A 24,236-nucleotide genomic window follows, 5' to 3' on the forward strand; every position below is an offset into this window, starting at 1 on the left:
TGGGAGGCGCTTTTTTATTGTAATAAAAATAGTTACGGAAAATATACTATATATCTTGGTTCTTAATTGGATAACTTATTATTGTCTGACAATCGTTTAGTAAACACATCTGATTTCCTTTTAGTTCTGAAAAAGGAAAGTCAGAAAAATGAATGTTGTAACTGGATAAATCTAGAACTAATTTACTAGAACTGAAATTAAATCGCGCGGCATGCGTTGGGTATATACCTTCATCTTTTGGGGTTACGAGAAATGCGATTGGAAAAAATGACAATAAACTTAGTACTGTAGAATGCCCTTGATTGAAAAAGCTCACACACTTTGCGCTCAAGTGACGATCGTAAGGATAAAACCAATAATATATATCATGGGTTTTTGTAATGGCATGGTCATCCCCTAGTACAAATTTCTTTAGTGGGTCAAAGTACGGAGATTTTTGTGGTGGCTCTTTACACTCGTTAACTGATGTCGCAGATAGAATATGGCCTATCATCGCTCTGGCATATTTGATAGAGTTTATGTCAATAGATACGGTATTATATGGGGAGATTGGATTCTGAAAATAATTTCGAATTTTACTTGTCAGCTTTTTATTTGCATCCGCAACCTCGCCATCATTGCCTCCTAAGATATTACTGTTACAGTTGCTGCAGATCGTTCTGAATTTGCTTCCATTGGTTGATGGTACACCTTTTATTGATTTGGCACCTGCTCCCATCATTTCCATAATATGACGTTGTTCAACCTTAGTTACAGTAATTGAACCCTGCGGAGGAACATGATCTATCGAGAGTGTGCCAAATTCTCCACAAATTAAACAATATCCATCTCTGATTTTTACATGTCTTACTCTTTCTGAAATTTTACTCATCACTAACCATCCCAAAGTATCTGTAGTGACATCAATTATATGCATGAGCTCGTAGGTTCGATTAGCGAAGCGTAATCGGACGTTCGCGTTCTTTAAGACGATGCCATAAAAATAATGCCCCACATGTTACATAAAAAGAGACCGGCCATCAGCCGGTCTCTTTTTATTATTGAACGTAAACCTTACACCTGCGGCGGGGTGCTTTCCGCATTGGACATCACGGCATCCATCTGGATCAGGGCGCCAGCGGGCAGCTCGCTCACCCCAAATACGGTGCGGGCGGGCAGATAGCTCGGGAAGTATTTGGTATAGATGGCGTTTACTGCGTCCAGATCCTCGATGTTCTTCACCTGGATATTCACCTTGACTATATCGTCCATCACATGGCCGATGCTCTCCACTATGGCCTTGATATGGCCGAGGCACTGGGCGGTCTGCTCACGGATGCAGCCAGTCAGCACCTTGCCGGTGGCCATGTCGAGCGGCAGCTGGCCGGCGATATGGTTGTAGTGGGAGAAGGCGACGCTCTGGCTATGGAGCGGGCTGCGTGGTGCCTGGTCGGTGTTGCGGGCGCGGATCACCAGGTTGTGTCTGTCTTCCACCAGTTGGGGCGGGGTGCCGTCACCGTGGGAGATGACCGCATCCATCTGCACCCGGGCGCCCATGGGCAGGGCGGAGGCCGCGATCACGCTGCGGGCGGGCAGATAGGCGACGGCGCGGGCGATGGCGGAGTCCGGGAAGAAGGTGCGGTAGACGTCGTTGACGGCCTCCAGATCCGCGAGGCTGGTCAGATAGAGGGTCACCTTGACGATATCGTCAAAGGGCACATCTATGCTCTCCAGCACGTTTTTGATATTGCGCAGGCACTGGGCCGCCTGCTCCTGGATGCCACCGGCAACCAGCTGGCCGGTGGCGGCATCCACCGGCAGCTGGGCACCGATATTGTTGTAGTGGGAGAAGGCCACCGTATGGGTCGAGAGCGGGTCGGTCGGCGCCCGGCAGCTGTTTCGGGCGAGCTTGATCAGGGGGCAGAGGGCCTGGGGGAAGGTGCCTTCCCCGTTGGAGAGCAGGGCGTCCATCTGAATAGCGGCGCCTAGCGGCAGAGCGGCCACGGCCAGCACGGTACGGGTCGGCAGGTTGCGGGGGAAGAATTCCCGATAAACGGCGTTGACCGCCTCCAGATCCCCCATGTTCTTGAGGAAGAGGGTGACTTTCACCATGTCGTCCATGACGTGGCCGATGCTCTCGACTATGGCCTGGATATTGGTCAGGCACTGTCTGGCCTGGGACTGGATATCGCCACTCACCAGCTTGCCTGTCCTGGGATCGACCGGCAGCTGGGCGGCAATATTGTTGTAGTGGGAGAAGGCCACGCTCTGGGTGCTGGGGCCCAGATCCTGGGGGGCATTGGGGGTATTTCTGGCGGATTTGATGATGGTACCACTCATGGCGATACTCCTTTCTCTTTATTGATGTAGGGTCAACGCCTTCCTTCCTCGATTGCCGCACGTCTCGCTTTATTTCGGCAACAGTTGCCCGTTCCCGACGAATGACGACGGGTGATACGGAAAACAGTCATCGCTGTTTCGAGTCTTGCTTCGACGTCGCCTGCGTGGGCGAGCGGCTGATGAAGAAATGGGTCGGGTTGATGATTCAGACAGGGGGATTCTATGGGGGGCCGACCAGGGGATGCAAACCGGGATCGCATTTCTATGAGGTGGCTCAATGCTCTGAAATATAGCTAAAATGCGGTTCAATTCACCATATATAACGGCTGGCCGGGTGTCATAACGCGCCTTATAAGGGAAATAGCCGCAGTGCGTGGGTTTGTGCCGGGTCGACGTTGATCAACTCTGTGAATAAAGGGTTAATCATCGGCAATGTTTTGCTGTTCATGCATTCAAATATGAATGGCTATGCATTTTATGCCCATGGACGGGGCTGTCAGCAACCTTAAAAATATGCTAGCCGGTGTCCGTTTTCGCCCCTTGAAACAGCGGCGGGAAATATCATTCACCCAGGCTGCATGGCGACGACGTCATTGACGCAAGCGAGCCGCCGTAATCAACCAATACGGGCTGCATATGACCTCCAGATTTATGCAATGAAATTGCAGCGGGAAATAGAGCGGAAAATAGAGGGGGAATGAACAAGGTCGATAACGTCTGCCGGCAGAGCCGGACAATGACAGAGAGGGCGGCATATGCCGCCCTCTCTGTTCGTGTGTGCAGGTTGCCCGCTCAGGCGGGGTAGAGTGCGCCCAGCACCGCCGGTCGGCTGGCGCCGGTGACGGCGGGCAGGTTGCCGGGCTGGCGCGTCACGAAGCGCTGTGCCAGCCAGGCAAACGCGGCTCCTTCCACCCAGTCGGGGGCGAGCCCCAGCTCGGCCGTGCTGGCAAGGCGCCAGCGGGGCAGCAGGGCGGCGAGTTCCCCCAGCAGGGGGCCATTGTGGGCGCCGCCGCCGCAGACGAACAGCTCTGGCCTGGTTTGCGTCTCATCCACCGCAGGCAGCTGGCGGGCTATGCTGTGGCAGGTCAGCGCCTGCAGGGTGCGCTGTACATCCACCGGGGCGTATGCCGTGCCTGCCAGCTCGTGGTCTAGCCACTCCAGGGTGAACATCTCCCGCCCCGTGCTCTTGGGGGCGGGGGCGGCGAAGTAGGGGTGAGCCAGCAGTTTATCGAGCAGTTCGGGAACAAGCTGGCCGCTGGCCGCCCACTGGCCACCGGCGTCATAGCTGCCGCCGTCGGGCTGATGGCGGCGATACCAGCCATCGAGCAGGGTGTTGGCGGGGCCGGTATCGAAGCCATATCCCCCTGAACCAGAGCCCCCGTCGGCCTGGCCCGGCAGCACAGAGATGTTGGCGATGCCGCCGAGGTTCAGCACCACCCGCAGGGCATGGGGTTTGGCAAAAATCGCCTGATGGAAGGCGGGTACCAGGGGCGCCCCCTGACCGCCGAGGGCCATGTCCAGGGTGCGAAAATCGGCGATGACGTCGATGCCGGTCAAGGCAGCCAAGAGGGCCGCATTGCCGATCTGCAGAGTAAAGCCGAGGGCGGGACGGTGGCGCACTGTCTGGCCGTGGCTGCCGATGGCGCGGATATCCTTGGGCTCAAGCCCTGCCTTGGCAAGCAGCGCCAGGGTGGCGGCGGCAAATTCCTGCGCCACGCGATTGTCGGCCACCCCCATGCGGTCGATTTCGTTGTCGCCCGGGGTGCAGAGGGCGTGCAGCTCGCGGGCCGTTGCCTCTGGCCAGGGATGGCACAGTGCCTCCTCCACCCGCAGGGTTTCCCCATCCAGAGTGACCAGCACGGCATCGATGCCATCCATGCTGGTACCCGACATCAATCCGATATAGCGCTCAGCCATGGTGTCTCCTCAATTGCGGGTCGTGATAGAGAGCAGGAGATTGGGGAATAGGGTCATGGCCTCAATGCCATGCCATATTCTGGTGCCCGACCTTAATCCGATATAACGCTCAGCCATGAGCTCTCCTCAATCTGGTTGCCAAGAGTGGGCTGAATAAAAAGGGCTGGCGGGGCATTATCCCGCCAGCCCCTCTGGCCTTAGCTGCCGTTGCTGTCCCGCTTGTTCTGGGCCAGCTGCAGCTCGTTACTGTCGAGCTTGGCCAGTTGCGGTCTGGCCTCGGCCTTGAAGCTGGCCAGCGCCCGCCCGGTGAGGGTCTCGGCCTGGGGCAGGGTGAGGGTGCGCGGGTTCTTGTGCACGCCGCCCACCACGAATTCATAGTGCAGGTGCGGGCCTGTGACCCGGCCCGTGCCTCCCAAGAGGCCTATGGTCTGCCCCTGTTTCACCCGCTGCCCCTTGTTCACGGTGCGCTTGGAGAGGTGCAGGTACTTGGTCACGTAGTTGCCGGCGTGCTTGATGAAGACATAGTTGCCGTTGAACTGGTTGTAACCGGCGGCCACCACGCTGCCTGAGCCCGCCGCCATGATGGGGGTGCCCACGGGGGCCACGTAGTCGATGCCGTTGTGGGGGCGCACCTTGCCGGTGACCGGGTGCAGGCGACGCGGGTTGAAGTTGGAGCTGATGTATTTGAAGTTGACCGGGGCGCGCAGGAAGCTCTTGCGCATCGCCTTGCCTTCCGGGGTGTAGTAGTTGCCATCCTGGTTCAGCACGGCGCGATAGATGGCCCCCTGGTTGATGAACTCGGCGGCCAGGATGTCGCCGGAGGCCACCCGCTCGTCATCCTGATACTTGTCTTCGTAGACCACCCGAAAGCTGTCCCCCGGCTGCAGGTCCTGGGCAAAATCGATGTCCCAGCCGAAGATGGCGGCGAGATCCATGATCTGATCCTCCGTCATGCCCGCCTCGCTGGCGGCGCCCCAGAAGCTGGATCGGATCTCCCCCTTCGCCACCTGCTCGCGGGTGTCGAGCTCGAGGCGCACCGGCCTGGCGACGAAGCCGTCGTCCTTGCGGCTCACCTTGAGCGCCTGCTCCAGGCTGTGGGGGTAATAGAGGCTGTGCAGCTCGCCCTGTTCGGTGAGCTTGAAGGTGAGCTCCTGCCCCGGCTGCAGCATGCGCAGGGGATCGCTGCCGTCGAGCTGATCGATGAGGTGCAGATCCGTGGTATTGAGCCCGATGCGCTGGAAGATGACCCCCATGTTGTCGCCCCGGCGCACCTTCACCTGCTTGGTGATGTAGCGCGGCTTGGGCGGGGTGAGGGGCTGCGCGGCCTCGAGTTCATCGGTCGCGGCGGCCGCGTCGGCGGGCTGGCGCAGGGCAAGCTCGTTGCCGTTGTCATCGACCCGGGTGGCGACCGCCTGTTCGCTTGGCCAGGCCGCCAGCATCATCACCAGGATGCTCAGAATAAGCACCATCTTGCGGTGCCAGGTAGGAAGAGAGTTGAAGGCGTGCCAAATGACCATGAGAAGCTGACGAAGTTGAACCCAGAAGAAGGTCGGAGTTTACCGCCTTTCCAATTGGCCTGCCATTCCAGTAATATGTCTGGCCCTGTGGAATCGTGATTGGAGAGTCAAAAAATGTCCCAGCTCGAGGTGGCGCTAGCCGAGATCAAGCGCGGAGCGGAAGAAATTCTGGTTGAAGAAGAACTTATCGCCAAGTTGAAGGAAGGGCGCCCGCTGCGCATCAAGCTGGGGATGGACCCGACGGCTCCGGACATTCACCTGGGTCATACCGTGATCCTCAACAAGCTGAAGACCTTCCAGGATCTGGGCCACGAGATCATCCTGCTGATCGGCGACTTCACCGCCATGGTGGGGGATCCCTCCGGCAAGAACAGCACTCGCCCGCCGCTCTCCGAAGAGGCCATCAAGCACAACGCCCTCACCTATGCGGAGCAGGCGTTCAAGATCCTGGATCCCGCCAAGACCCGCATCGAGTACAACTCCAGCTGGCTCGGCGAGCTCGGCGCGACCGGCATGATCAAGCTGGCGGCCAAGCAGACCGTGGCCCGCATGATGGAGCGCGACGACTTCAAGAAGCGCTACAGCGGCGGCCAGTCCATCGCCATTCACGAATTCCTCTATCCGCTGCTGCAAGGCTATGACTCGGTTGCGCTGAAGGCGGACGTGGAGCTCGGTGGTACCGATCAGAAGTTCAACCTGCTGATGGGCCGCGAGCTGCAAAAAGATGCCGGCATGGCCGCCCAGTGCGTGCTGATGATGCCGCTCCTGGTGGGTCTGGACGGCGTCAAGAAGATGTCCAAGTCCGCCGCCAACTACATAGGCGTGCACGATGCCCCGGGGGAGATGTTCGGCAAGATCATGTCCATCACCGACACCCTGATGTGGAACTACTACGAGCTGCTCTCCTCCCGCCCGCTGGCGGACATCGAAGGTTTCAAAGCCGGCATCGAAGCCGGTACCCTGAACCCGCGCGACGTGAAGATCTGGCTGGCCAAGGAGATCATCACCCGCTACCACGACGAAGCGGCGGCCGAAGCGGCCCACGAAGACTTCACCCAGCGCTTCTCCAAGAACGCCATCCCGGACGAGATGCCGGAGGTCGAACTAGCCCTGGAAGGGGAAGGGCTGGCGATTGCCAACCTGCTCAAAGACGCCGGTCTGGTGGAGACCACCTCCGAGGCGCTGCGGATGATCAAGCAGGGCGCGGTCAAGCGTGATGGCGACAAGCTGGAGGATGGCAAGGCGCTGGTCGGCGCCGGCACCGCCGTCTATCAGGTCGGCAAGCGCAAGTTTGCCCGGGTGACCGTCAAGTAAGTCGCCAGCCCCTGGCGCCGCCATAAGAAAGGCCTCCCTTGCGGAGGCCTTTCTGTTTTGGGCTGGGCACCCGGCAGTGTCACTCCTGCTTCAGGAAGTTGCGATAGAGCATATAGAGGTGGGCCGAGCTCCAGCTGAAGTTGCTGGCCCCCTGCATGGCGCCGGTCTCCGGGTTGTAGTTCTCGCGGATGGGGCCGCTGCCCGCCAGCCCCTCGGCGTTGGCAAACAGCTTGTTGACCAGCTGCTGGGCGTCGTCGCGATAGCCGTAGTTCTCCAGCCCCTTCACCCCGAAGTAGAACTGATCCAGCCAGACCCGGCCGCGCCAGTAGATGTCGGGGTCGTAGGCCGGGTTGGTCAGCGCCGCGGTGCCGAGCGGCACCTTGGTGTTGAACTCCCGGGCATTGAGCATCACCTCGCGTACCCGCGCCGCCTTCTCCTTGTCCGCCACCTCGGCCCAGAGCGGGCTCCACCCTTCCGGGCCGCGGCCGCGGGCGGTCAACAGCTTGCCGACGCAGCCGTTGCCGTCGGGCAGATCCCCCTGGGCAATCTGGCGGTCGTAATAGAAGCCGGAGGCCTCATCGAACAGGCAGCTGTTGATGTAGCCGGCCAGAAGGCTGGCCCCTTCGCGATAGCGGCTCGCCTCGTCCGGCTTGCCGAGCAGCTCGGCCATGTCGGCCAGGATGCGCTTCTCCTTGGCGAGGAAGGCGTTGAGCTCCACCGACTCCTGATCGATGGAGAAACCGATCAGCTCACCGCTGCCTTCATGGTTCTCGAAGAAGGCGACGTTCCAGTCCTGGCGGGCTTTGTCGATGTCGCCGCCATAGGCCTTGTCGGCGTAGCGTTGTAACTGGTCTTGCTCGATAAAGCCGAAGCGGGCGGCGTTGTCCATGCCGGACTCCCAGCCAGCGCCGTGCTGGGCACCTATGTCCATCTCGTCGTAACCGCCTGTGCTCAGCACCTGCTGGTAGAGCGGCATGCCGGCGCAGCCGTACCAGCCGTCTCCCTCGTCGGTACAGCGGGTGAGATCCAGCCCGGCGGGCAGGCTACTCTCATATCGTACCTTGAAGGTGATGTTGCCGAACTCGTCGTTGTGCTCGACGTGGCGGGTGGCGCCATATTCGATGATGCCGTTGCGGTTGTTGTCCCGCGCCCGATACCACCAGTCGTGATAGGCCTGGATCTTCGGATACATCTCGGCGATGAAGGCCTTATCCTTGGTGGCGCTGTAGATCTCCCAGATGGCCCAGGCGGAGAGGGGCGGCTTGGTGTCGCGCTCGTTCCAGTTGCCGCCGTCGCCACCGCGATCGGCGAGCTTGTTGTAGAAGACGGCGTCGATCACCATGCCGGCGTCCTGCGGCCGCACCGGATCGTCCGGCTGAACCTGGTAGTCATACATGGCGCGCACGTTGTTCTTGGCCACCTCGGGGTTGAAGTGGGCCATGGCGTAGGCGTGCTTCCAGCTGTCCCAGGCCCAGACGCCATCGAACCAGCGGGCGGTGTTGGAGGGGGTGACGCCGTCGTGAAGGATGGCGCCAGCCGGCGAGCGCCAGTTGCCGTTGAGGGTCTCCATCGCCTTGACCGCGATGCGGCGCTCCGACTCAGGGATGCCCTGGTTGGAGAGGCCGCGCTCGAGGTAGCCCTCCCAGCGGCGGATGGAGGCCTCGAAGGCGTCGGCCGGGTCGGCCAGCAGCGCCTGGCGGCTCTGCTGATAGCGATCGGCCTCCTCGCTGTTGTGAACATAGCTCTGCAGGGTGTAGATATCCTGCTGACCCTTGGCGGCCAGGGTGAGGCTGGCCTCGCTCACATAGCCGAGCCCCTTCTCGTCCAGGGTGGTGCGGCTTGGCAGGGTGCGGTCGATGCGATAGCTGGCGCTGCCGCTTTGCATGATGTTCCAGGTGCTGCGCAGCTTGCCGAACTGGAAGGCGATCCCCTGCTCGCTCTGGCTGATGGTGCGGCTCCAGTCGGGATACTGCTCGGCGACCGTCTTGTTGGCATCCCACTGCTGGAGCAGCTCCCCCTGCCAGTTGAGGGTCAGGGTGAGGGGCGCATCCTGATTGTTCACCAGACGGGTGCGGACAAGCGCCGTGCGGGCATCGCCGTAGCGCAGCTCCAGCTCCAGGGTGAAGGGCGCGAACTCGAAGCGCTGCACCAGGGCGCCGGGGATGGCGTAGATCTCATGCTTGCTGGCGCTGGTGAGCGGGTACTGACGGCCGCTCTCATCGCTCAGGGTCAGCCTGTCCAGCTCGCTGGCGAAGAAGAGGCTGTACTCTTCGGCGATCACCATGGGGCCGGTGAAGCCCCCCCACTCGGTGTCGCTTTTGGGCAGCAGGAAGCCGTGCCAGGCCCCGAGATCGAGCAGGGGGTTGTATTTGAGGTTGGAGTAGCTGTCAAAGTCACGGAACTGGAGCGGGGTGCCGGTGCGATCGATCACGTTCCTGTACTGGTTCGCCAGGGTGGCGCCGGGCGGGGTCGGGGCATTCGAGTCATTGCCGTTGCAGGCGGCCAGGCCAAACAGGGCGACACCCAGGGCGACGGAAAGTAAACTTTTACGAAACATATCTCGCTCCAATGACGATTTTGTAGGTTAAGGAAGGTGCTTTTTTTGTGTTTATTTTAGTAAAAACGTTTTCATGGCCATTCTAGGGGAAAGAAAGCGGAAAGGTTGGCGCTGCGTCACAGTACGGGCGGGGAGCTGTGTGATCGGGATCACCGGGTTACATGAGGTTACATAGGAGTTGTTTTTAGTAACTATTTACTTGGCGTTGCGGGACAGTTGCGGGGCAGGTGCGCAGATATTGGTAGGGGGTCAGGCCGAACGCCTGCGTGAAGCGGGCGGCGAAGCGGCTGGGGGAGTCGTAACCGCAGGCGAGGGCCGCCTCCAGCGGGTTCAGTCCCTGTTGCAGCAGGGTGAGGGCGTGGCTCATGCGCACCTGGGTTTGGGTGGTCTGACTCAGCGTGCGGCTGGTCATGGAGCAAACCCGCTCGAAGCAGAATGTCAGCGCCCGGCTTATCTCAAGGCGCGGCTTCCTCTGCGGCGTGGCCTGGGCGTCAGTCAGCCACTCGGCGGGGAGCGGACCGGCCATAAAAAAACCGGCCCCATGAGGCCGGTTTTGACATCTTGCTGACAGCCGCGAGGCGGCTTAGCGCAGTATCATCTGCTCGCGGCCCGGGCCGACGGAGACCATGGGAACCGGCACACCCAGCAGGGCTTCGATGCGCAGCACATAGTGCTGGGCAGCCTTGGGCAAGTCTTCGAACTTGCGGATGTGGGAGATGTCTTCGCTCCAGGCTTCCATGGACTCGTACACCGGCTTCAGACCGGCGGTTTGCGGCCAGATCGGGTTCTCGGTGTTGGCACCTTCGTAGGCCACGCAGATCTTCAGATCCGGCATGCCGGAGAGGCAGTCCAGCTTGGTCAGGGCGATCTCGTTGGCGGCCTGGATCTCCAGACCCTGCTTGGTGGCGACCGCATCGAAGTAACCGATGTCACGGGGACGGCCGGTGGTGGCACCGAACTCGTTGGCGAACTTGCGGAACTCTTCCTGGTTCTCCATGGCGGTGATCAGGGTGCCGGTACCCACAGAGGTACTGAACGCCTTGGCCACGGCAATCACGCGCTCGGGGCGCAGGGCCGGCAGGCCGCCACCGATGCCGGCGTAGGCGCCGGAGACGTGGGAGGAGGTCACCCAGGGGTACTCACCGTAGATGAGGTCACGGCCGGCGCCCAGCTGGGCTTCGAACAGCAGGGTGCCGTTCTGGGCCTGGATGGCCTTGAGCGGCTCGCTGACGTTGCAGACGGCGTCGATCCAGGGGGCGGACACTTCCAGCAGCCAGTCGGCCATCTCCTGGGCGGTCTGCTTGAATTCGAAGCTGGGGTAGAGGGCCTTGAGCTGCGGCAGTTTCCAGTCGAGGAAGAACTGGATGCGCTCGACCAGCACGTCCGGCTGTTTCAGCCAGCCCACCAGGATCGCCTTTTTCATGACCCGATCACCGTAAGCCGGGGCAATGCCCTGACGGGTGGAGCCATAGGCGCCATCACCCAGACGGACTTCTTCCAGGGTGTCTTCCAGGGCGTGGATCGGCAGGCAGAAGGTGGCTCTGTCAGAGATGGCGAGTTTGGGAGTCACGCCGGCGGCCTTCACTTCGGCCAGTTCCTTGGTCAGCGGCTCCGGGCTGATGACCATGCCAGGGCCGAGCACGACCAGGCAATCCGGGTTGAAGACGCCGCTTGGCAGCTGGTGCAGCTTGAAGGTGCCAAGATCGTTGACCACGGTGTGGCCGGCGTTGTTGCCGCCCTGGAAACGGATGCTGGCGGCGGACTGGCCTGCCAGATAATCGACGATGCGGCCTTTGCCTTCATCACCCCAGTTAGCACCTACGACTACGATAGACGACATGACTCTTTCTCCTAAGACGTTAGGCGTCCATCCTAGGAGCCCTGTGCGGATTAGAAAAATTAATTATCTTTATAATTCCGATAAGTAAGTCATATAATTGTGACCAATTTATCGGCAAAGCCCCGCCATGACGCGCCACCCCGCGCCGGCCGTGGGTGAGAGTTACCTCATGTTGGATATTCACTGGTTAAATACCTTCGTCACCCTGGCCCGCCTGCAGCACTTCGGCCAGACCGCCACCGAACTGCACATGACCCAGCCCAACGTCAGCCTGCACCTCAAGAACCTGGAGCAGGCCACCCGGGTCAAGCTGATTGAACGCAGCCCGTTTCGGCTGACCCAGGCGGGGGAGCGATTGCTGCAAAGCGCCGAGCGCGCCATCAACGAGTTGCAGCTCTGCCAGTCCGATCTCAACGCCCTCAGCCAGCTGAGCCAGGGGACGCTCGCCATCGCCGCCAGCGACATCATCTCGCGGCTGCTGCTGATCCAGCCGTTCCAGCGCTTCAAGCAGGCCTTTCCCGGCATCGATCTCACCCTGTTCAACACCACCTCGGATCAGGCGGCGGATCTGGTCAGGGCGGGCAAGGCGGATCTCGGCTTCGTGATGGCGCAAAAGCGCAGCGAGCCGCTCTTCTACACCGAATTGCAGCAGGTGACCTGGTGCGCGCTGGGGCAGGGGCTCACCCGCTGGCAGGCCCGTGCCAAGGCCGGGGAGAGCGATCCCCTCGACGAGCCCACCCTGATCCTGCTGGGGCACGACACCCGCACCCGGGCACTGATCGACCCCTCCTTGCCCCTGCTCGGGCTGCCGAGCTGCCGCATCATGGAGGTGGGCAGCGTGGATGCCCAGCTCGACTGGGCGGAGGCGGGCTTTGGCGTCGCCATAGTGCCGGACTTCTCCCTCCACCCGCGGCTCAAGCTCACTGCCCCGGTGACCCGGCTCACCGACTTCCCCGGCACCAGCCTGGGGTATGTGGTGCGCCAGAACCAGGTGCTGTCGCGGGCCATCAAGCAGTTGCTGCACTGGGTGGAGGAGGAGATCCTGCGCCCGGACTCGCTGCCGCTCCCCAAGGGATAGGCCCGGCGCCGCTCGTCGGCGCACATCCGGATGACAAGAGGCCACCCTGGGGTGGCCTCTTGCACTGTGCTCTCCCCGTCATTGGGCGGGGGCGGGCGTCTCGCCGGTGAGCGGCGAGGCACCGCTTGGGCTGCCCGGTGCGGGTGCCTCGGTCGGTGCTTGCGCTGTGCCCTTTGCCGCCGAGGGGGGGGTGACCCCGGCCGCGTCCGGCTCGCTGCCCTGCGCCGACCTTGCCTCTGTCGGCGTCGGCAGCGTGGTCAGCGCCGGAGCTTGTTCGGTCGTCACCGCATCCGAACTGGCCGGCAGGGTGGCGCCGGCGGGTTGCTCCGGCAGCACCTCAGCCCCTTCCAGCGGGGTGGCCGCACTGGTGGGGGCGGACGGCGCCGTGGGGAGCGCTCCCGAGGTGGCCTCGGCCCCGGAGGGAGCATCGGGCAACAGGGTCGGCGCGGCATCCAGCATGCCGGGGTGGAGCGGGAGTATGTCTCCCGCCTGCATGGATTCGGGGGTGAGCGTGGTGAGCGCCGGGTGCAGACGAGTAAACTGCTTGAGATTGCGGCTCAGCACGTCGCGCAGGGTGCGCACCTGATCTTCAGGCAGGCTGGCCTCGGCCACCAGCTCGGCGGTCACCGCAAAGGTGGCGACGGAGCTGGTCTGCCCCGGGTAGAGGTTGGCGCCGATGCGGCTGCGCTCATAGTAGGGATACTGATTGAGCAGCTTGTCGACCTGCTCCCCCTCGATGGGAATGAGGCGGGCCTGGCAGCGACCGGTCAGATCGCCTATTCCCTGGTTGGGGTGGCCGGCGACCAGGAAGGCGGCATCCAGGGTGCCGTTGCAGAGCCCCTCCAGCCGGTTGCCTGCCGAGGCGACGGGGGGCACGGCGAACTGGCTCTCCTGCCAGCCCATGGCGTCGAGCAGTGCCCGGCTGGTGACCTTGTCCCCGGAGTTGGGGGCGCCGAGATCGACCCGCTTGCCTTCGATGTCCGCCAGGGTGGTGATGTTGCTGGTGGCGCTGGCGAGCAGGGTCAGGGACTCCTTGTGGAGCCGCAGCAGGCTGCGCAGCTGCGCGTTCGGGCTCTGGCCCGCGAAGGGGCCGCTGCCGTGGGCCGCATGGTACAGGACATCCGACTGCACCAGCGCCAGCTGGATGTCGCCCTTGGCCAGCGCGGCCAGGTTGGCGATGGAGCCCGAGGTGCTCTGCACGGTGCAGTGCAGCCCGTGGTTGCTGCTGTCGTCGTTGAGCAGACGGCAGATGGCGCCCCCCGTGGGGTAGTAGACGCCGTTGAGCGCCCCCGTGCCTATGGTGACATAGGCGGGGGTGGCCGAGAGGGGCTGTGCCAGCATGGCCGCCAGCCAGGGCAGGGCGGCAAGTGACAGGCGCGGCAGGTGACGCAGGGCTCGTGGGTGCATAGTGAACCGGAACAATGGCTGAAAAAAGGATGAGGCAGGCTCATCCCGTCATGTGTCACATCTTATCTATATCAGATGTGAACCTGAATGGCTTTCACCATTCCCGTCAAGGGGACTCCATGTCAGATCGTGCGCTGGAGAATGGCCTTCTCCATGCGCGCCAAGGCTTGGGTGAGGCGAGCCCGGGTGCAGCCAAAGTTGAGGCGCACGAACTGGCCGTCGCCAAACTGGGCGCCCGGGGAGAGACCGACCCCCGCCTGTTCGAAGAAGGCGACGGGATCATCCAGCCCGAGGGCGCTCACATCGATCCAGGCGAGATAGGTCGCCTGATTCTTTGCCAGCTTGACGCCGGGCCAGCGGGCCACCGCCTGCTCGATCAGCGTCAGGTTGGCCCTCAGATAGTCGAGCTGTTCGCTGAGCCACTGCTCGCCGCCCTCGTAGGCCGCCTCGGCGGCGACGAAGCCCAGCAGGTTGACGTCGGCACTGATGCCGCGCATCGCCTGTTGCAGCTTGAGCCGCAGGCGGGCGTTGGGGATCACGGCAAAGGAGCAGCACAGGCCGGCGATGTTGAAGGTCTTGCTCGGCGCCATCATGACCGCAGAGCGCTCGGCGGCCGACGGGCTCAGAGCACCGTAGGGAATGTGGCGGGCATCCTTGTCCAGCAGCAGATCGCAGTGGATCTCGTCCGAGCAGACCACCAGATTGTGGCGCTCGGCGATGGCGTCGATGGCGAGCAGCTCCTCGCGGGTGAAGACGGTGCCCCCCGGATTCTGCGGGTTGCACAGCAGCAGCAGGTCGGCGGAGGGAGCCTGGCGCTCCAGCTCTTCCAGATCCAGCACCCAGCGTCCGGCCTCCTCCATCATGGGGACGGTCAGCAGGGGGCGATCGTTGAAGCCCGGCGCCTGCAGGAAGGGGTAATAGACCGGCTTGGGGGTGATGATGCCACGGCCGTGCTGGCTCCAGGCCTTGCAGGCGAGGTTCAGACCGGGCACCACTCCCGGCAGGAAGACCAACCACTCCGGGGATATGGTCCAACCATAGCGCTGCTGCAGACGGGTGATGATGAGTTCGATCAGCCGGGGGGAGGGGCGGGAATAGCCGAAGACGCCGTGGGCCACCCGTGCGGTGAGGGCCTCGATGACGGCGGGGGGCGAGGCGAAATCGGTGTCGGCCACCCACATGGGCACGACATCCTGACCCTTGTACTTATCCCACTTCAGGCTCATGGTGCCGCTGCGATCTATCTCCCGATCAAAATCAAACATGTGAAATCCTTGTACTGGCCAGAGGGTTTACCAATGTACGGACTTGGACGTGGCCTCGCAAGCCTTGAGGTGGCTGTTGATAATCGCATAAAATAATCGCCGTCATGCTGTACATCCGCCGGCTTCTGGCTTCCTTTTCTCTTCCATATCAATGGTATCTCTATGAGTTTGCTGAGTGCTGCCCGCAAGAGGCCGGATCCCGTCTCTCTCTCTTTCCTCGCCGTGACCTTCATGACCGGGGTGGCGGTGGCACTCCAGGTGCCCACCTTGAGCCTGTTTCTGGCCGAAGAGGTACAGGTGCGCCCCTTCCTGGTGGGGCTCTTCTACACCGTCAACGCGGTGATCGGCATCCTCATCAGCCAGTGGCTCGGCCATCGCTCCGACAACGGGGGGGATCGCAAGCAGCTGATCCTGCGCTGCTGCCTTGCCGGCATAGTGCTCTCCCTGCTGTTTGCCTGGAACCGGCAATACTGGCTGCTGGTGAGCCTGGGGGTGGTGCTGGCGAGCCTGACCGCCACCGCCAGCCCCCAGCTGTTTGCCCTGGCGCGGGAATACGCCGACAGCCGCAACAAGCGGGCGGACATGTTCAGCTCTGTGCTGCGGGCCCAGTTCTCCCTGGCCTGGGTCATCGGGCCACCGGCCGCCTTCGCGCTCGCCATCGGCTACGGCTTCGAGGTGATGTATCTGGCTTCCGCCCTGGCCTATCTGATCTGCGCCCTGGTGGTCTGGCGCTGGTTGCCCTCCCTGCCGCTGCCGAGCAGCCAGGGCGGGGGGGAGCGGGTCAGCAGCTGGCGAGATCCTTCGGTGCGGGCGCTCTTCATCGCCTCCACCCTGATGTGGACCTGCAACAGCATGTACCTCATCAACATGCCGCTCTACATCACCCGCGAGCTGGGGCTGGAGGAGAAGCTGGCCGGCATCCTGATGGGCACGGCGGCGGCCCTGGAGATCCCCTTCATGCTGCTGGCAGGTTACTACACCCGGCGCTTTGGCAAGCGGCCCATGATGCTGCTGGCGGTGCTGGCCGGGGTCGGTTTCTACGCCGGCCTGGTGACGCTGTCGAGCCAGGGAGCCCTCATCGCGCTGCAATTGCTCAACGCCATCTTCATCGGCATCGTCGCCGGCATCGGCATGTCCTATTTCCAGGATCTGATGCCGGGTCGGGCCGGGGTGGCGACCACGTTGTTTGCCAACAGCATCCGCACCGGCTCCATCATGGCGGGTGCCATCGCGGGGACAGTGGCGGAGATCTGGAGTTTTCACGGGGTCTTCATGGTGGCCACCGCATTGGCGCTGGCTGCGCTGGCCGCCTGCTGGCGGGTGCCCAATGTGTGAGGCGCCCCTGGCGGACACAGCGGCATTGACGCCGGCGGGGTAAGAAGAGGCCGGCCGCGGTGGCCGGCGGAGCATTACTTGCCGTTGTCGTCCTGGTATTCGTTGCGCAGGCAGCGCAGCAGCAGCTCGGCCGCCGGGCCCAGGGCATCGGTGGAGGGGGTAAGCAGGTAGGTGTAGAGGTAGCGCTCGCTGCCGCCGGCCAGATCGAGCTGCACCAGGGCGCCGCTGGCGAGCTCCTCCCGCACCAGGTGGCCAGGTACCCAGGCGTAGCCGAGGCCGAGGTGCACCATGCTGAGCACCTCGTGATAGTGGGTCGCCTTCCAGCCGGTGTCGTCCGCATCGTTCCAGTCCACCGAGCGGTGGATGGGCGGGTGCAGGCTTATCTGGTTATGGCTGGCGAGCAGCTCCGCCGTGATGGGCTCCTCCTGCCCGGCGAGGGGATGCCCGGCCGCGCACAGCGGCAGCAGGCAGACCTCGTCCAGCGGCAGGCCGGTGCGGTCGTGGGGCAGGTGCTCGGAGAGCATCAGATCCCCCACCTGGAGCGCATTGAAGTGGCAATGGATCCGCTCGTGCAGATTGATGCGGCAACCCCGGCTGCGGGGATGGAAGTGGGCCAGCGCCCGGTAGAGCCGGTCTCTGGGCTGCAGCGCGGAGACATAGAGGTTGATCTGCGGCTCCCACTGGCGCTCCAGGTTGTTGGCCAGGTTCTCCAGCTCTTCCACCTGCTGGCTGAGCTGACGAGCCCGCTTGAGGAAGATCTCCCCCGCCGGTGTCAGCACCGCCTTGCGCCCCCTCACCTCCAGCAGGGCAAGCCCCAGGCTCTGTTGCAGCTTGGCGACCGCATGATTGAGGGAGGATTGGCTCTTGTTCAGCGCCTCTGCGGCCTGGGCGTAACCGCCACAGTCCACCACGGCCTGGAAGATCCGCCATTGCTCAAACGTGCTCTTGGGACGAAACATAGTGCAACCTGTCAGGGGCCGATGGGATTCAACAGGGCGCGACTGGCACCCCTCTTCACTTTAACCCCATCTGGTTAGTTTGTTGATTTATTTGGGCTGGGCCACGAAGGTCTGGCCTGTCTTGCCCCGGCTGTCCGGCCCCATCAGATAGAGATAGAGCGGCATCAGATCGGCCGGGGTCTTCAGCAACTGGGGATCTTCCGCCGGGAAGGCGCTGGCCCGCATCCTGGTGCGGGTGCCGCCCGGGTTCAGGGTGTTGACCCGCACCCCGGTATTCTCCAGCTCGTCCGCCAGCACTTCCATCATGCCCTCGACGGCGAACTTGGAGATGGCATAGGTGCCCCAGTAGGCGCGCCCTTTTCGCCCCACGCTGGAGGAGGTGTAGACGATGGAGGCCTCGCCGTGCTCCTTGGCGGTCTGGCGAATGAGGGGCAGCAGGGCCTGGGTCAGCAGGAATTCGGATTTGACGTTGACCTGCATCACCTCGTCCCACTCCTTCTCCTGGATGTGCTCGAAGGGGGAGAGGGTGCCGAGCAGGCCGGCATTGAACAGCACGCCGTCGAGGCGGCCGAACTGCTGGGCGAAGGTCTCGGCCATGCCGCGGTAGTGAGCGGCGGTGGCCCCTTTCAGGTCCACAGGAACTATGGCGGGCAGGGGGTGACCGGCCGCCTCTATCTGGTCGTAGACCGCCTCGAGCTTGGCGCTGGTGCGCCCGAGCAGCACCACGGTAGCGCCGTGGGCCGCATAGGTGAGCGCCGCTTCGCGGCCGATGCCGTCACCGGCACCCGTTACCAGAATGACCTTGTCCTTGAGCAGATCCCGGGGGGCCTGATAATCGAGCATGTGCACTCCTGTTAACAAATCCGTGACGGATGGGCGCGACAATAGAGGAGGCAAGTGTACTGATCCGGCCCTGCCGTTGACCAGTATGAGACGGCAAAAATGTGAAGAAAACAGGGCGCTAGCCTGAATTGGCGCTGCCTGCCCCTGGCCCATGGCAGAGTTTTTGCACCATGCAGCCAAACTCCTTACTATGTGAAAAAACCGAACATAGCGCGGAGCATCAAGTGGCATTTTTGACCGAATACGGCCTGTTTCTGGCCAAGACCCTCACCTTACTGCTGGCCATAGGCGCCGTCGTCCTGATGGTGGTGAGCAGCCGTCAGCCCAGGGCCCGCAAGGGGGAGCTGGTGGTGACCGATCTCTCCCGGGAGCTGGATCAGGGGCGTCATCAGCTGCAATCGGCCCTGGCAGGCAAGGCCGAGCGCAAGCAGATGGACAAGGCGCGCAAGGCCGAGGAGAAGGCGCGCGCCAAGACAGAGGACGAGCGCAGCCGGCTCTTTGTGCTCGATTTCCACGGCAGCATGGACGCCAGGGAGGTGGCCTCCCTGCGGGAAGAGGTGAGCGCCGTGATTGGGGTCGCCCGGCCAGGGGACGAGGTGCTGCTGCGCCTCGAGTCCGGCGGCGGCGTGGTGCACGGCTATGGTCTGGCAGCCTCCCAGTTGCAGCGTCTGCGGGACAAGGACATCACGCTGACGGTGGCCATCGACAAGGTGGCGGCGAGCGGCGGCTACATGATGGCCTGCGTGGCGGACAAGATACTGGCGGCGCCCTTCGCCATCGTCGGCTCCATCGGGGTGATAGCCCAGTTGCCGAACTTCAACAAACTCCTGAAAAAGCATGACATCGAGTTCGAGATGCACACCGCCGGCCAGTACAAGCGCACCATCACCATGTTCGGCGAGAACGACGATCTGGGGCGGGAGAAGTTTCGCGAGGAGCTGGGGGCTATCCACGAGCGCTTCAAGGGGTTTGTGGCCGAGCACAGACCCGGCCTCGACATCGACAAGGTCACCACGGGGGAGCACTGGCTGGCGAGCCAGGCCAAGCAGCTCGGTCTGGTGGATGCACTCTGTACCAGCGATGACTACCTGCTGGCCCAGGCCAGCCACCACAAGGTGGTCGGCATCAGCTACCGCAAGCCCAAAAGCCTGACCCAGCGGCTGGGTCAGCAGGGGGCCCAGGCGCTGGAAGGCGCCCTCGGTCGCCTGTGGCAGCAGAGCCCCTGGCGCTGAGAACCTGTTTCGAGCTTACTGCGAGGTCGTGATCAAGGCTCATGTGCTGCTCGGAATCCTCATGTGTATCTACACACTCCGGTTCCTGTGCTGCTCTTCACCTTGCTGACGATCTCTCGCTACAGCTCGTGAACAGGTTTTATAGCTCAGTGCAAAGGACTAACAAGAGAGCCGGGCATTGCCCGGCTCTCTGTTTATGCTGATGTCGCGGCTTCGCTGCGAGCCTGTGCTCAGCGCTGGAAGGGGTAGACGGAGCCGAGTTTGAGGATCTGGGTCAGCTCGTCCAGAGCGGTACGGGTCTCCAGCACCAGGGCCGGATCGCGCAGATCGTCCAGCGACAGGCTGTCGCGGTAGTGACGCTCGACCCAGTTGTCCAGACGGGCAAACTGGCTGTCGTTGATGAGGCAGGCCGGGTTGACCGCCGCGAGCTCGGCGTCGTTCATGGCGACCCGCAGGCGCAGGCAGGCGGGGCCGCCGCCGTTGCGCATGCTCTGCTTCACGTCCATGAAATGTACCCCCTTGATGGGGGTGCCCAGGGTCACCAGCCTGGCCAGATAAGCGGATACCGCCGGATTGTCACGGCACTCGGTGGGGGCGATGATCGCCATCTCGCCGGAGGGCAGGGTCAGGATCTGGGTGTTGAACAGATAGGATTTCACCGCATCCTGCACCGACACCTCGGCAGTCGGCACCTCGATGAAGTGCAGCTCCCCCTCGCCGAACTTGGTGCGCACCTCGGCCAGGGCCGAGGCGGTGTTGAGGAAGGCCTGCTGGTGGAAGAAGAGCACGTTCTGGTTGCCCACCGCGATCACGTCGTTGTGGAACACCCCCTGATCGATCACGTCCGGGTTCTGCTGGATAAAGACGGCGCTCTCTTCCCCCAGGCCGTGCAGGCGGGCGATGGCCTGGCTCGCCTCCAGGGTCTGGCGGGCCGGGTAGCGCTTGGGAGCCGGCTGGGAGACGTCGAAGGCGCTGCGGCCATAGACGAACAGCTCGACCCCGGCCTCGCCATAGGCGCGGCACAGCCGGGTGTGGTTGGCTGCCCCCTCGTCACCGAAGTGGTCGTTCTCCGGCAGGTGCTGGTGGTGGCTGAAGTGACGGTCGTTGTTGAACACGGCGCGCAGGATGCGACCGGTCACTTCGGGCTCCAGGGAGCGGTGGAACTTGTTGGTCAGGTTGGCGGGGGTGAAATGGATGCGGCCATCCTGGGTGTCGGCGCTCGGCGAGACGGTGGCGGCGTTGGCGGTCCACATGCTGGAGGCGGAGTAACAGGCGGCCAGCACGGCGGGGGCCTGTTTCGCGGCCTGGGCCAGGACGCTGGCATCGTTGCCGGTGAAGCCGAGGCGGCGCAGGGTGGCGAGATCCGGCCGCTCCTGTGGCGCCAGCACCCCTTGCGTCATGCCGAGCTCGGTCAGCGCCTTCATCTTGCGCAGCCCCTGCTTGGCGGCCTCCTTCGGATTGGACGCCTCCTTGGCGTTGCTTTGGGACGCCACGTTGCCATAGGAGAGACCGGCATAGTTGTGGGTGGGGCCGACCAGGCCGTCGAAGTTGACCTCGAAGTGCTTCATGACTACATCCTTTCGATTTTTATATGGGGAGCGGTTCCTTCCGCGCACAAAGCTGCGGCGTGCGGCCATTATAAAGAGATTTCATCCTTTGTAACAAGCTGATAACCAAGATGGTTTTTTATGTGACGGGGGTGGCTGGATATGTCATTTCCAATCTAAAAAAGGGGGGGATATAGCATAAAAACAAAAAAGCGGTTGCTTCCCGCGCCTCCCCTTCGCATTAATAAATAAAGAAGCAAGGCGGTTCGGGCTGCATGGCAAATTTGTTCACAAGATTGCTTTTTCCCGTCAAATCTCTTATACAGCCCCACAAAACCGCACGCCAACCCCGTCGGGTGCAATGAGGATAATAGTTACAGCATGGGCAAATCACTGGTCATAGTGGAGTCTCCGGCCAAGGCCAAGACCATCAACAAATATTTGGGCAAGGACTACGTGGTGAAATCCAGCGTCGGTCACGTGCGCGATCTGCCGACCAGCGGCAGCGCCAGCACAGAGCCCAAAAAACCTGTCATTCGCGGCATCAAGCTCAGCGAATCCGAGAAGGCGGCCAAGGATCGCAACGCCCTGTTCTCCAGGATGGGGATCAACCCGACCGCAGGCTGGCAGGCCAACTACCAGATTTTGCCCGGCAAGGAAAAAGTGGTCAGCGAGTTGCAAAGTCTGGCCGCCAAGGCCGACACCATCTATCTCGCAACCGACTTGGATAGAGAAGGGGAAGCGATCGCCTGGCACCTGCGGGAGATCATCGGCGGCGACGACAGCCGCTACAAGCGGGTGGTGTTCAACGAGATCACCAAGACCGCGATCCAGGAAGCGTTCGCCCAGCCGTCCGAGCTGAACATCCACCGCGTCAACGCCCAGCAGGCCCGCCGTTTCCTCGACCGGGTGGTGGGCTACATGGTCTCCCCGCTGCTCTGGAAGAAGCTGGCCCGCGGTCTCTCCGCCGGCCGGGTGCAGTCCGTCGCGGTGCGCCTCATCGTCGACAAAGAGCGCGAGATCAAGGCCTTCGTGCCGGTGGAGTTCTGGGATCTCAACGCCGACCTGCTCACCGCCGAGAAGAGCGAGCTGCGGATGGAAGTGGTCAGCCGCAACGGCGCCGACTTCAAGCCGGTGACCCAGGCCGAGACCTTCGCCGCCGTGGCCGCCCTCGAAGGGGTCGACTACAAGGTGGTGAACCGGGAAGACAAGCCGACCGGCTCCAAGCCGTCCGCCCCCTTCATCACCTCCACCCTGCAGCAGGCGGCCTCCACCCGGCTGAGCTTCGGGGTCAAGAAGACCATGATGATGGCCCAGCGTCTCTATGAAGCGGGTTACATCACCTATATGCGTACCGACTCCACCAACCTCAGCAAAGAGGCGGTCGAGGCGGTGCGGGAATATATCGGCGAGCAGTATGGCGCCGCCTACCTGCCGGCCGAGCCGACTCTCTATGGTTCCAAGGCTGGCGCCCAGGAGGCCCACGAGGCGATCCGTCCCTCCAACGTGCAGGTGACTGCCGAGATGCTGGAAGGGATGGAGCCGGATGCCATGCGGCTCTATGACCTCATCTGGCGCCAGTTTGTGGCGTGCCAGATGACCCCGGCCCAGTACGACTCCTCCACCCTGACCGTCAAGGCAGGCGAGTTCGAGCTCAAGGCCCGCGGTCGCACCCTGCGCTTCGCCGGTTGGACCAAGGCCCTGCCGCCCATGGGTCGCAAGGGAGAAGACAACCAGCTGCCGGCGGTGACCGTCGGCGAGATCCTCAAACTGGTCAAGCTGGATCCCCGTCAGCACTTCACCAAGCCGCCCGCCCGCTTCACCGAAGCGGCCCTGGTGCGCGAGCTGGAGAAGCGCGGCATCGGCCGTCCGTCCACCTACGCCTCCATCATCTCCACCATCGTCGATCGCGGCTATGTGCGGGTCGAGAGCCGTCGCTTCTTCGCCGAGAAGATGGGGGAGATCGTCACCGATCGTCTGGTGGAGAACTTCGTCGAGCTGATGAACTACGAGTTCACCGCCAAGATGGAAGACAAGCTCGATGGCATCGCCGAAGGCAGCCTGGAGTGGAAGAAGGTGCTGGACGCCTTCTACGCCGAGTTTACCCAGGAGCTGGAGCAGGCCGACAAGCCAGCGGAAGAGGGGGGCATGCGCGCCAACCAGATGGTGCTGACCGACATCGACTGCCCGGACTGCGGCCGCAAGATGGGCATTCGCACCGCCACCACAGGCGTCTTCCTCGGCTGCTCCGGCTATGCCCTGCCGCCGAAAGAGCGCTGCAAGAAGACCATCAACCTGGTCAGTGCGGACGAGTTCGTCTCCGCCACCGACGGGGACGAGGCCGAGACCGAGGCGCTGCGCGCCAAGCACCGCTGCGGCGTCTGCGGCACCGCCATGGATGCCTACATCATCGACGACAGCCGCAAGCTGCACGTCTGTGGTCGCAACCCGGACTGCGACGGTTACGAAATCGAGCAGGGCCAGTTCAAGCTCAAGGGCTATGAAGGGCCGAGCATCGAGTGCGATCGCTGCGGCTCCGAGATGCAGCTCAAGAACGGCCGTTTCGGCAAGTACATGGGTTGCACCAACGAGACCTGCAAGAACACCCGCAAGATCCTGAAAAACGGTGACATAGCGCCGCCGAAGGAAGATCCGGTGCCGCTGCCCGAGCTCAAGTGCACCCAGTCCGACGCCCACTTCGTGCTCCGTGACGGGGCGGCCGGTCTGTTCCTCGCCGCCAGCAACTTCCCGAAATCCCGTGAGACTCGTGCGCCTCTGGTTGAGGAGCTCAAGCGCTTCCGCGATCGGTTGTCGCCCAAGCATCAGTACCTGGCCGACGCCCCGGCGTCAGATCCTGACGGTAACGCATCCGTGGTGCGCTTCAGCCGCAAGAGCAAGGAGCAGTACGTGATGACGGAGGTCAACGGCAAGGCAACGGGCTGGACCGCCCATTACGACAATGGAAAGTGGCAGGAAAGTCTGGCCAAGGCGAAGAAATCCTGACGCGCCATTGCTCACATCATGATGAAAGAGGCCCCGTACAGGGGCCTTTTTATTGGGAGATGGCGGTATACTGAGAGGGCTGCATGGATGGCAGCACAAGACA

The 24,236-nt window shown here is 62.5% G+C and carries 17 protein-coding genes; 5 read left to right on the forward strand and 12 right to left on the reverse strand.

All coding sequences use genetic code 11. From position 1 onward, the window contains the following. Positions 1 to 46: 46 nt before the first annotated feature. The 4 genes from AAHB08_RS00080 to AAHB08_RS00095 all read right to left on the reverse strand — a co-directional run bounded on the left by AAHB08_RS00080 (position 47) and on the right by AAHB08_RS00095 (position 5,753). Entirely contained in the window at positions 47 to 871 is an 825-nt protein-coding gene (locus tag AAHB08_RS00080; RefSeq protein ID WP_342057745.1) for a hypothetical protein, read from the reverse strand. Positions 872 to 1,053: 182 nt separating this feature from the next. Further along, positions 1,054 to 2,319 (reverse strand): RidA family protein, encoded by a 1,266-nt coding sequence (locus tag AAHB08_RS00085; protein WP_342057746.1) that lies wholly within the window; start codon positions 2,317 to 2,319, stop codon positions 1,054 to 1,056. A gap of 792 nt (positions 2,320 to 3,111) precedes the next feature. Next, positions 3,112 to 4,236, reverse strand: coding sequence for an anhydro-N-acetylmuramic acid kinase (locus AAHB08_RS00090; protein WP_342057747.1), 1,125 nt, complete (start codon positions 4,234 to 4,236; stop codon positions 3,112 to 3,114). Between the two features lie 197 nt (positions 4,237 to 4,433). Next, a complete protein-coding gene (locus AAHB08_RS00095; protein ID WP_342057748.1) occupies positions 4,434 to 5,753 on the reverse strand; it encodes a peptidoglycan DD-metalloendopeptidase family protein in 1,320 nt (439 codons plus the stop codon). A gap of 114 nt (positions 5,754 to 5,867) precedes the next feature. Here AAHB08_RS00095 and tyrS point away from each other — a divergent pair, with 114 nt between their 5' ends. Continuing rightward, complete coding sequence (gene tyrS, locus AAHB08_RS00100; protein ID WP_342057749.1) at positions 5,868 to 7,067, forward strand: tyrosine--tRNA ligase; 1,200 nt, start codon at positions 5,868 to 5,870, stop codon at positions 7,065 to 7,067. Positions 7,068 to 7,146: 79 nt separating this feature from the next. Here the strand turns inward: tyrS and ygjK are convergent, their stop codons facing one another. The 3 genes from ygjK to AAHB08_RS00115 all read right to left on the reverse strand — a co-directional run bounded on the left by ygjK (position 7,147) and on the right by AAHB08_RS00115 (position 11,464). Continuing rightward, positions 7,147 to 9,624 (reverse strand): alpha-glucosidase, encoded by a 2,478-nt coding sequence (ygjK, locus tag AAHB08_RS00105; RefSeq protein WP_342057750.1) that lies wholly within the window; start codon positions 9,622 to 9,624, stop codon positions 7,147 to 7,149. A 184-nt stretch (positions 9,625 to 9,808) separates the two neighbouring features. Beyond that, the gene (locus AAHB08_RS00110; RefSeq protein WP_429109440.1) at positions 9,809 to 10,036 is read right to left on the reverse strand and encodes a helix-turn-helix domain-containing protein; all 228 of its coding nucleotides are present in this window, start codon (positions 10,034 to 10,036) and stop codon (positions 9,809 to 9,811) included. A 171-nt stretch (positions 10,037 to 10,207) separates the two neighbouring features. Beyond that, positions 10,208 to 11,464: an adenylosuccinate synthetase gene (locus AAHB08_RS00115; RefSeq protein ID WP_139435583.1), complete on the reverse strand. Its 1,257-nt coding sequence runs from the start codon at positions 11,462 to 11,464 to the stop codon at positions 10,208 to 10,210. 169 nt (positions 11,465 to 11,633) lie between these two features. On the opposite strand from AAHB08_RS00115, the gene AAHB08_RS00120 reads away from it, so the two are divergent. After that, on the forward strand, positions 11,634 to 12,542 hold the full coding sequence (locus AAHB08_RS00120) for a LysR family transcriptional regulator (protein WP_202046428.1): 909 nt from the start codon (positions 11,634 to 11,636) through the stop codon (positions 12,540 to 12,542). 78 nt (positions 12,543 to 12,620) lie between these two features. Here AAHB08_RS00120 and AAHB08_RS00125 read toward each other — a convergent pair whose 3' ends face one another. Both AAHB08_RS00125 and AAHB08_RS00130 read right to left on the reverse strand, forming a co-directional pair. Further along, entirely contained in the window at positions 12,621 to 13,949 is a 1,329-nt protein-coding gene (locus AAHB08_RS00125) for a TAXI family TRAP transporter solute-binding subunit (protein WP_342057751.1), read from the reverse strand. Positions 13,950 to 14,071: 122 nt separating this feature from the next. Beyond that, on the reverse strand, positions 14,072 to 15,214 hold the full coding sequence (locus tag AAHB08_RS00130; protein ID WP_342057752.1) for a MalY/PatB family protein: 1,143 nt from the start codon (positions 15,212 to 15,214) through the stop codon (positions 14,072 to 14,074). A 162-nt stretch (positions 15,215 to 15,376) separates the two neighbouring features. Between AAHB08_RS00130 and AAHB08_RS00135 the strand changes: the two genes are divergently transcribed. Then, the gene (locus AAHB08_RS00135; RefSeq protein ID WP_043128994.1) at positions 15,377 to 16,549 is read left to right on the forward strand and encodes an MFS transporter; all 1,173 of its coding nucleotides are present in this window, start codon (positions 15,377 to 15,379) and stop codon (positions 16,547 to 16,549) included. A 74-nt stretch (positions 16,550 to 16,623) separates the two neighbouring features. Here AAHB08_RS00135 and AAHB08_RS00140 read toward each other — a convergent pair whose 3' ends face one another. Then, positions 16,624 to 17,508 (reverse strand): LysR family transcriptional regulator, encoded by an 885-nt coding sequence (locus tag AAHB08_RS00140; protein WP_342057753.1) that lies wholly within the window; start codon positions 17,506 to 17,508, stop codon positions 16,624 to 16,626. A gap of 87 nt (positions 17,509 to 17,595) precedes the next feature. Continuing rightward, positions 17,596 to 18,351 (reverse strand): YciK family oxidoreductase, encoded by a 756-nt coding sequence (locus AAHB08_RS00145; protein WP_139435573.1) that lies wholly within the window; start codon positions 18,349 to 18,351, stop codon positions 17,596 to 17,598. A gap of 224 nt (positions 18,352 to 18,575) precedes the next feature. On the opposite strand from AAHB08_RS00145, the gene sohB reads away from it, so the two are divergent. After that, the gene (sohB, locus tag AAHB08_RS00150) at positions 18,576 to 19,583 is read left to right on the forward strand and encodes a protease SohB (protein WP_319912788.1); all 1,008 of its coding nucleotides are present in this window, start codon (positions 18,576 to 18,578) and stop codon (positions 19,581 to 19,583) included. Positions 19,584 to 19,813: 230 nt separating this feature from the next. Here sohB and astB read toward each other — a convergent pair whose 3' ends face one another. Continuing rightward, positions 19,814 to 21,151 (reverse strand): N-succinylarginine dihydrolase, encoded by a 1,338-nt coding sequence (astB, locus tag AAHB08_RS00155; RefSeq protein ID WP_202046423.1) that lies wholly within the window; start codon positions 21,149 to 21,151, stop codon positions 19,814 to 19,816. A 360-nt stretch (positions 21,152 to 21,511) separates the two neighbouring features. Here astB and topA point away from each other — a divergent pair, with 360 nt between their 5' ends. After that, positions 21,512 to 24,133, forward strand: a complete 2,622-nt coding sequence (gene topA / locus AAHB08_RS00160; protein ID WP_342057754.1) for a type I DNA topoisomerase — start codon at positions 21,512 to 21,514, stop codon at positions 24,131 to 24,133. The last annotated feature ends 103 nt before the right edge of the window (positions 24,134 to 24,236 follow it).

Source organism: Aeromonas sp. OTU364 (genome assembly GCF_038440395.1).
Taxonomy (GTDB): Bacteria; Pseudomonadota; Gammaproteobacteria; order Enterobacterales; family Aeromonadaceae; genus Aeromonas.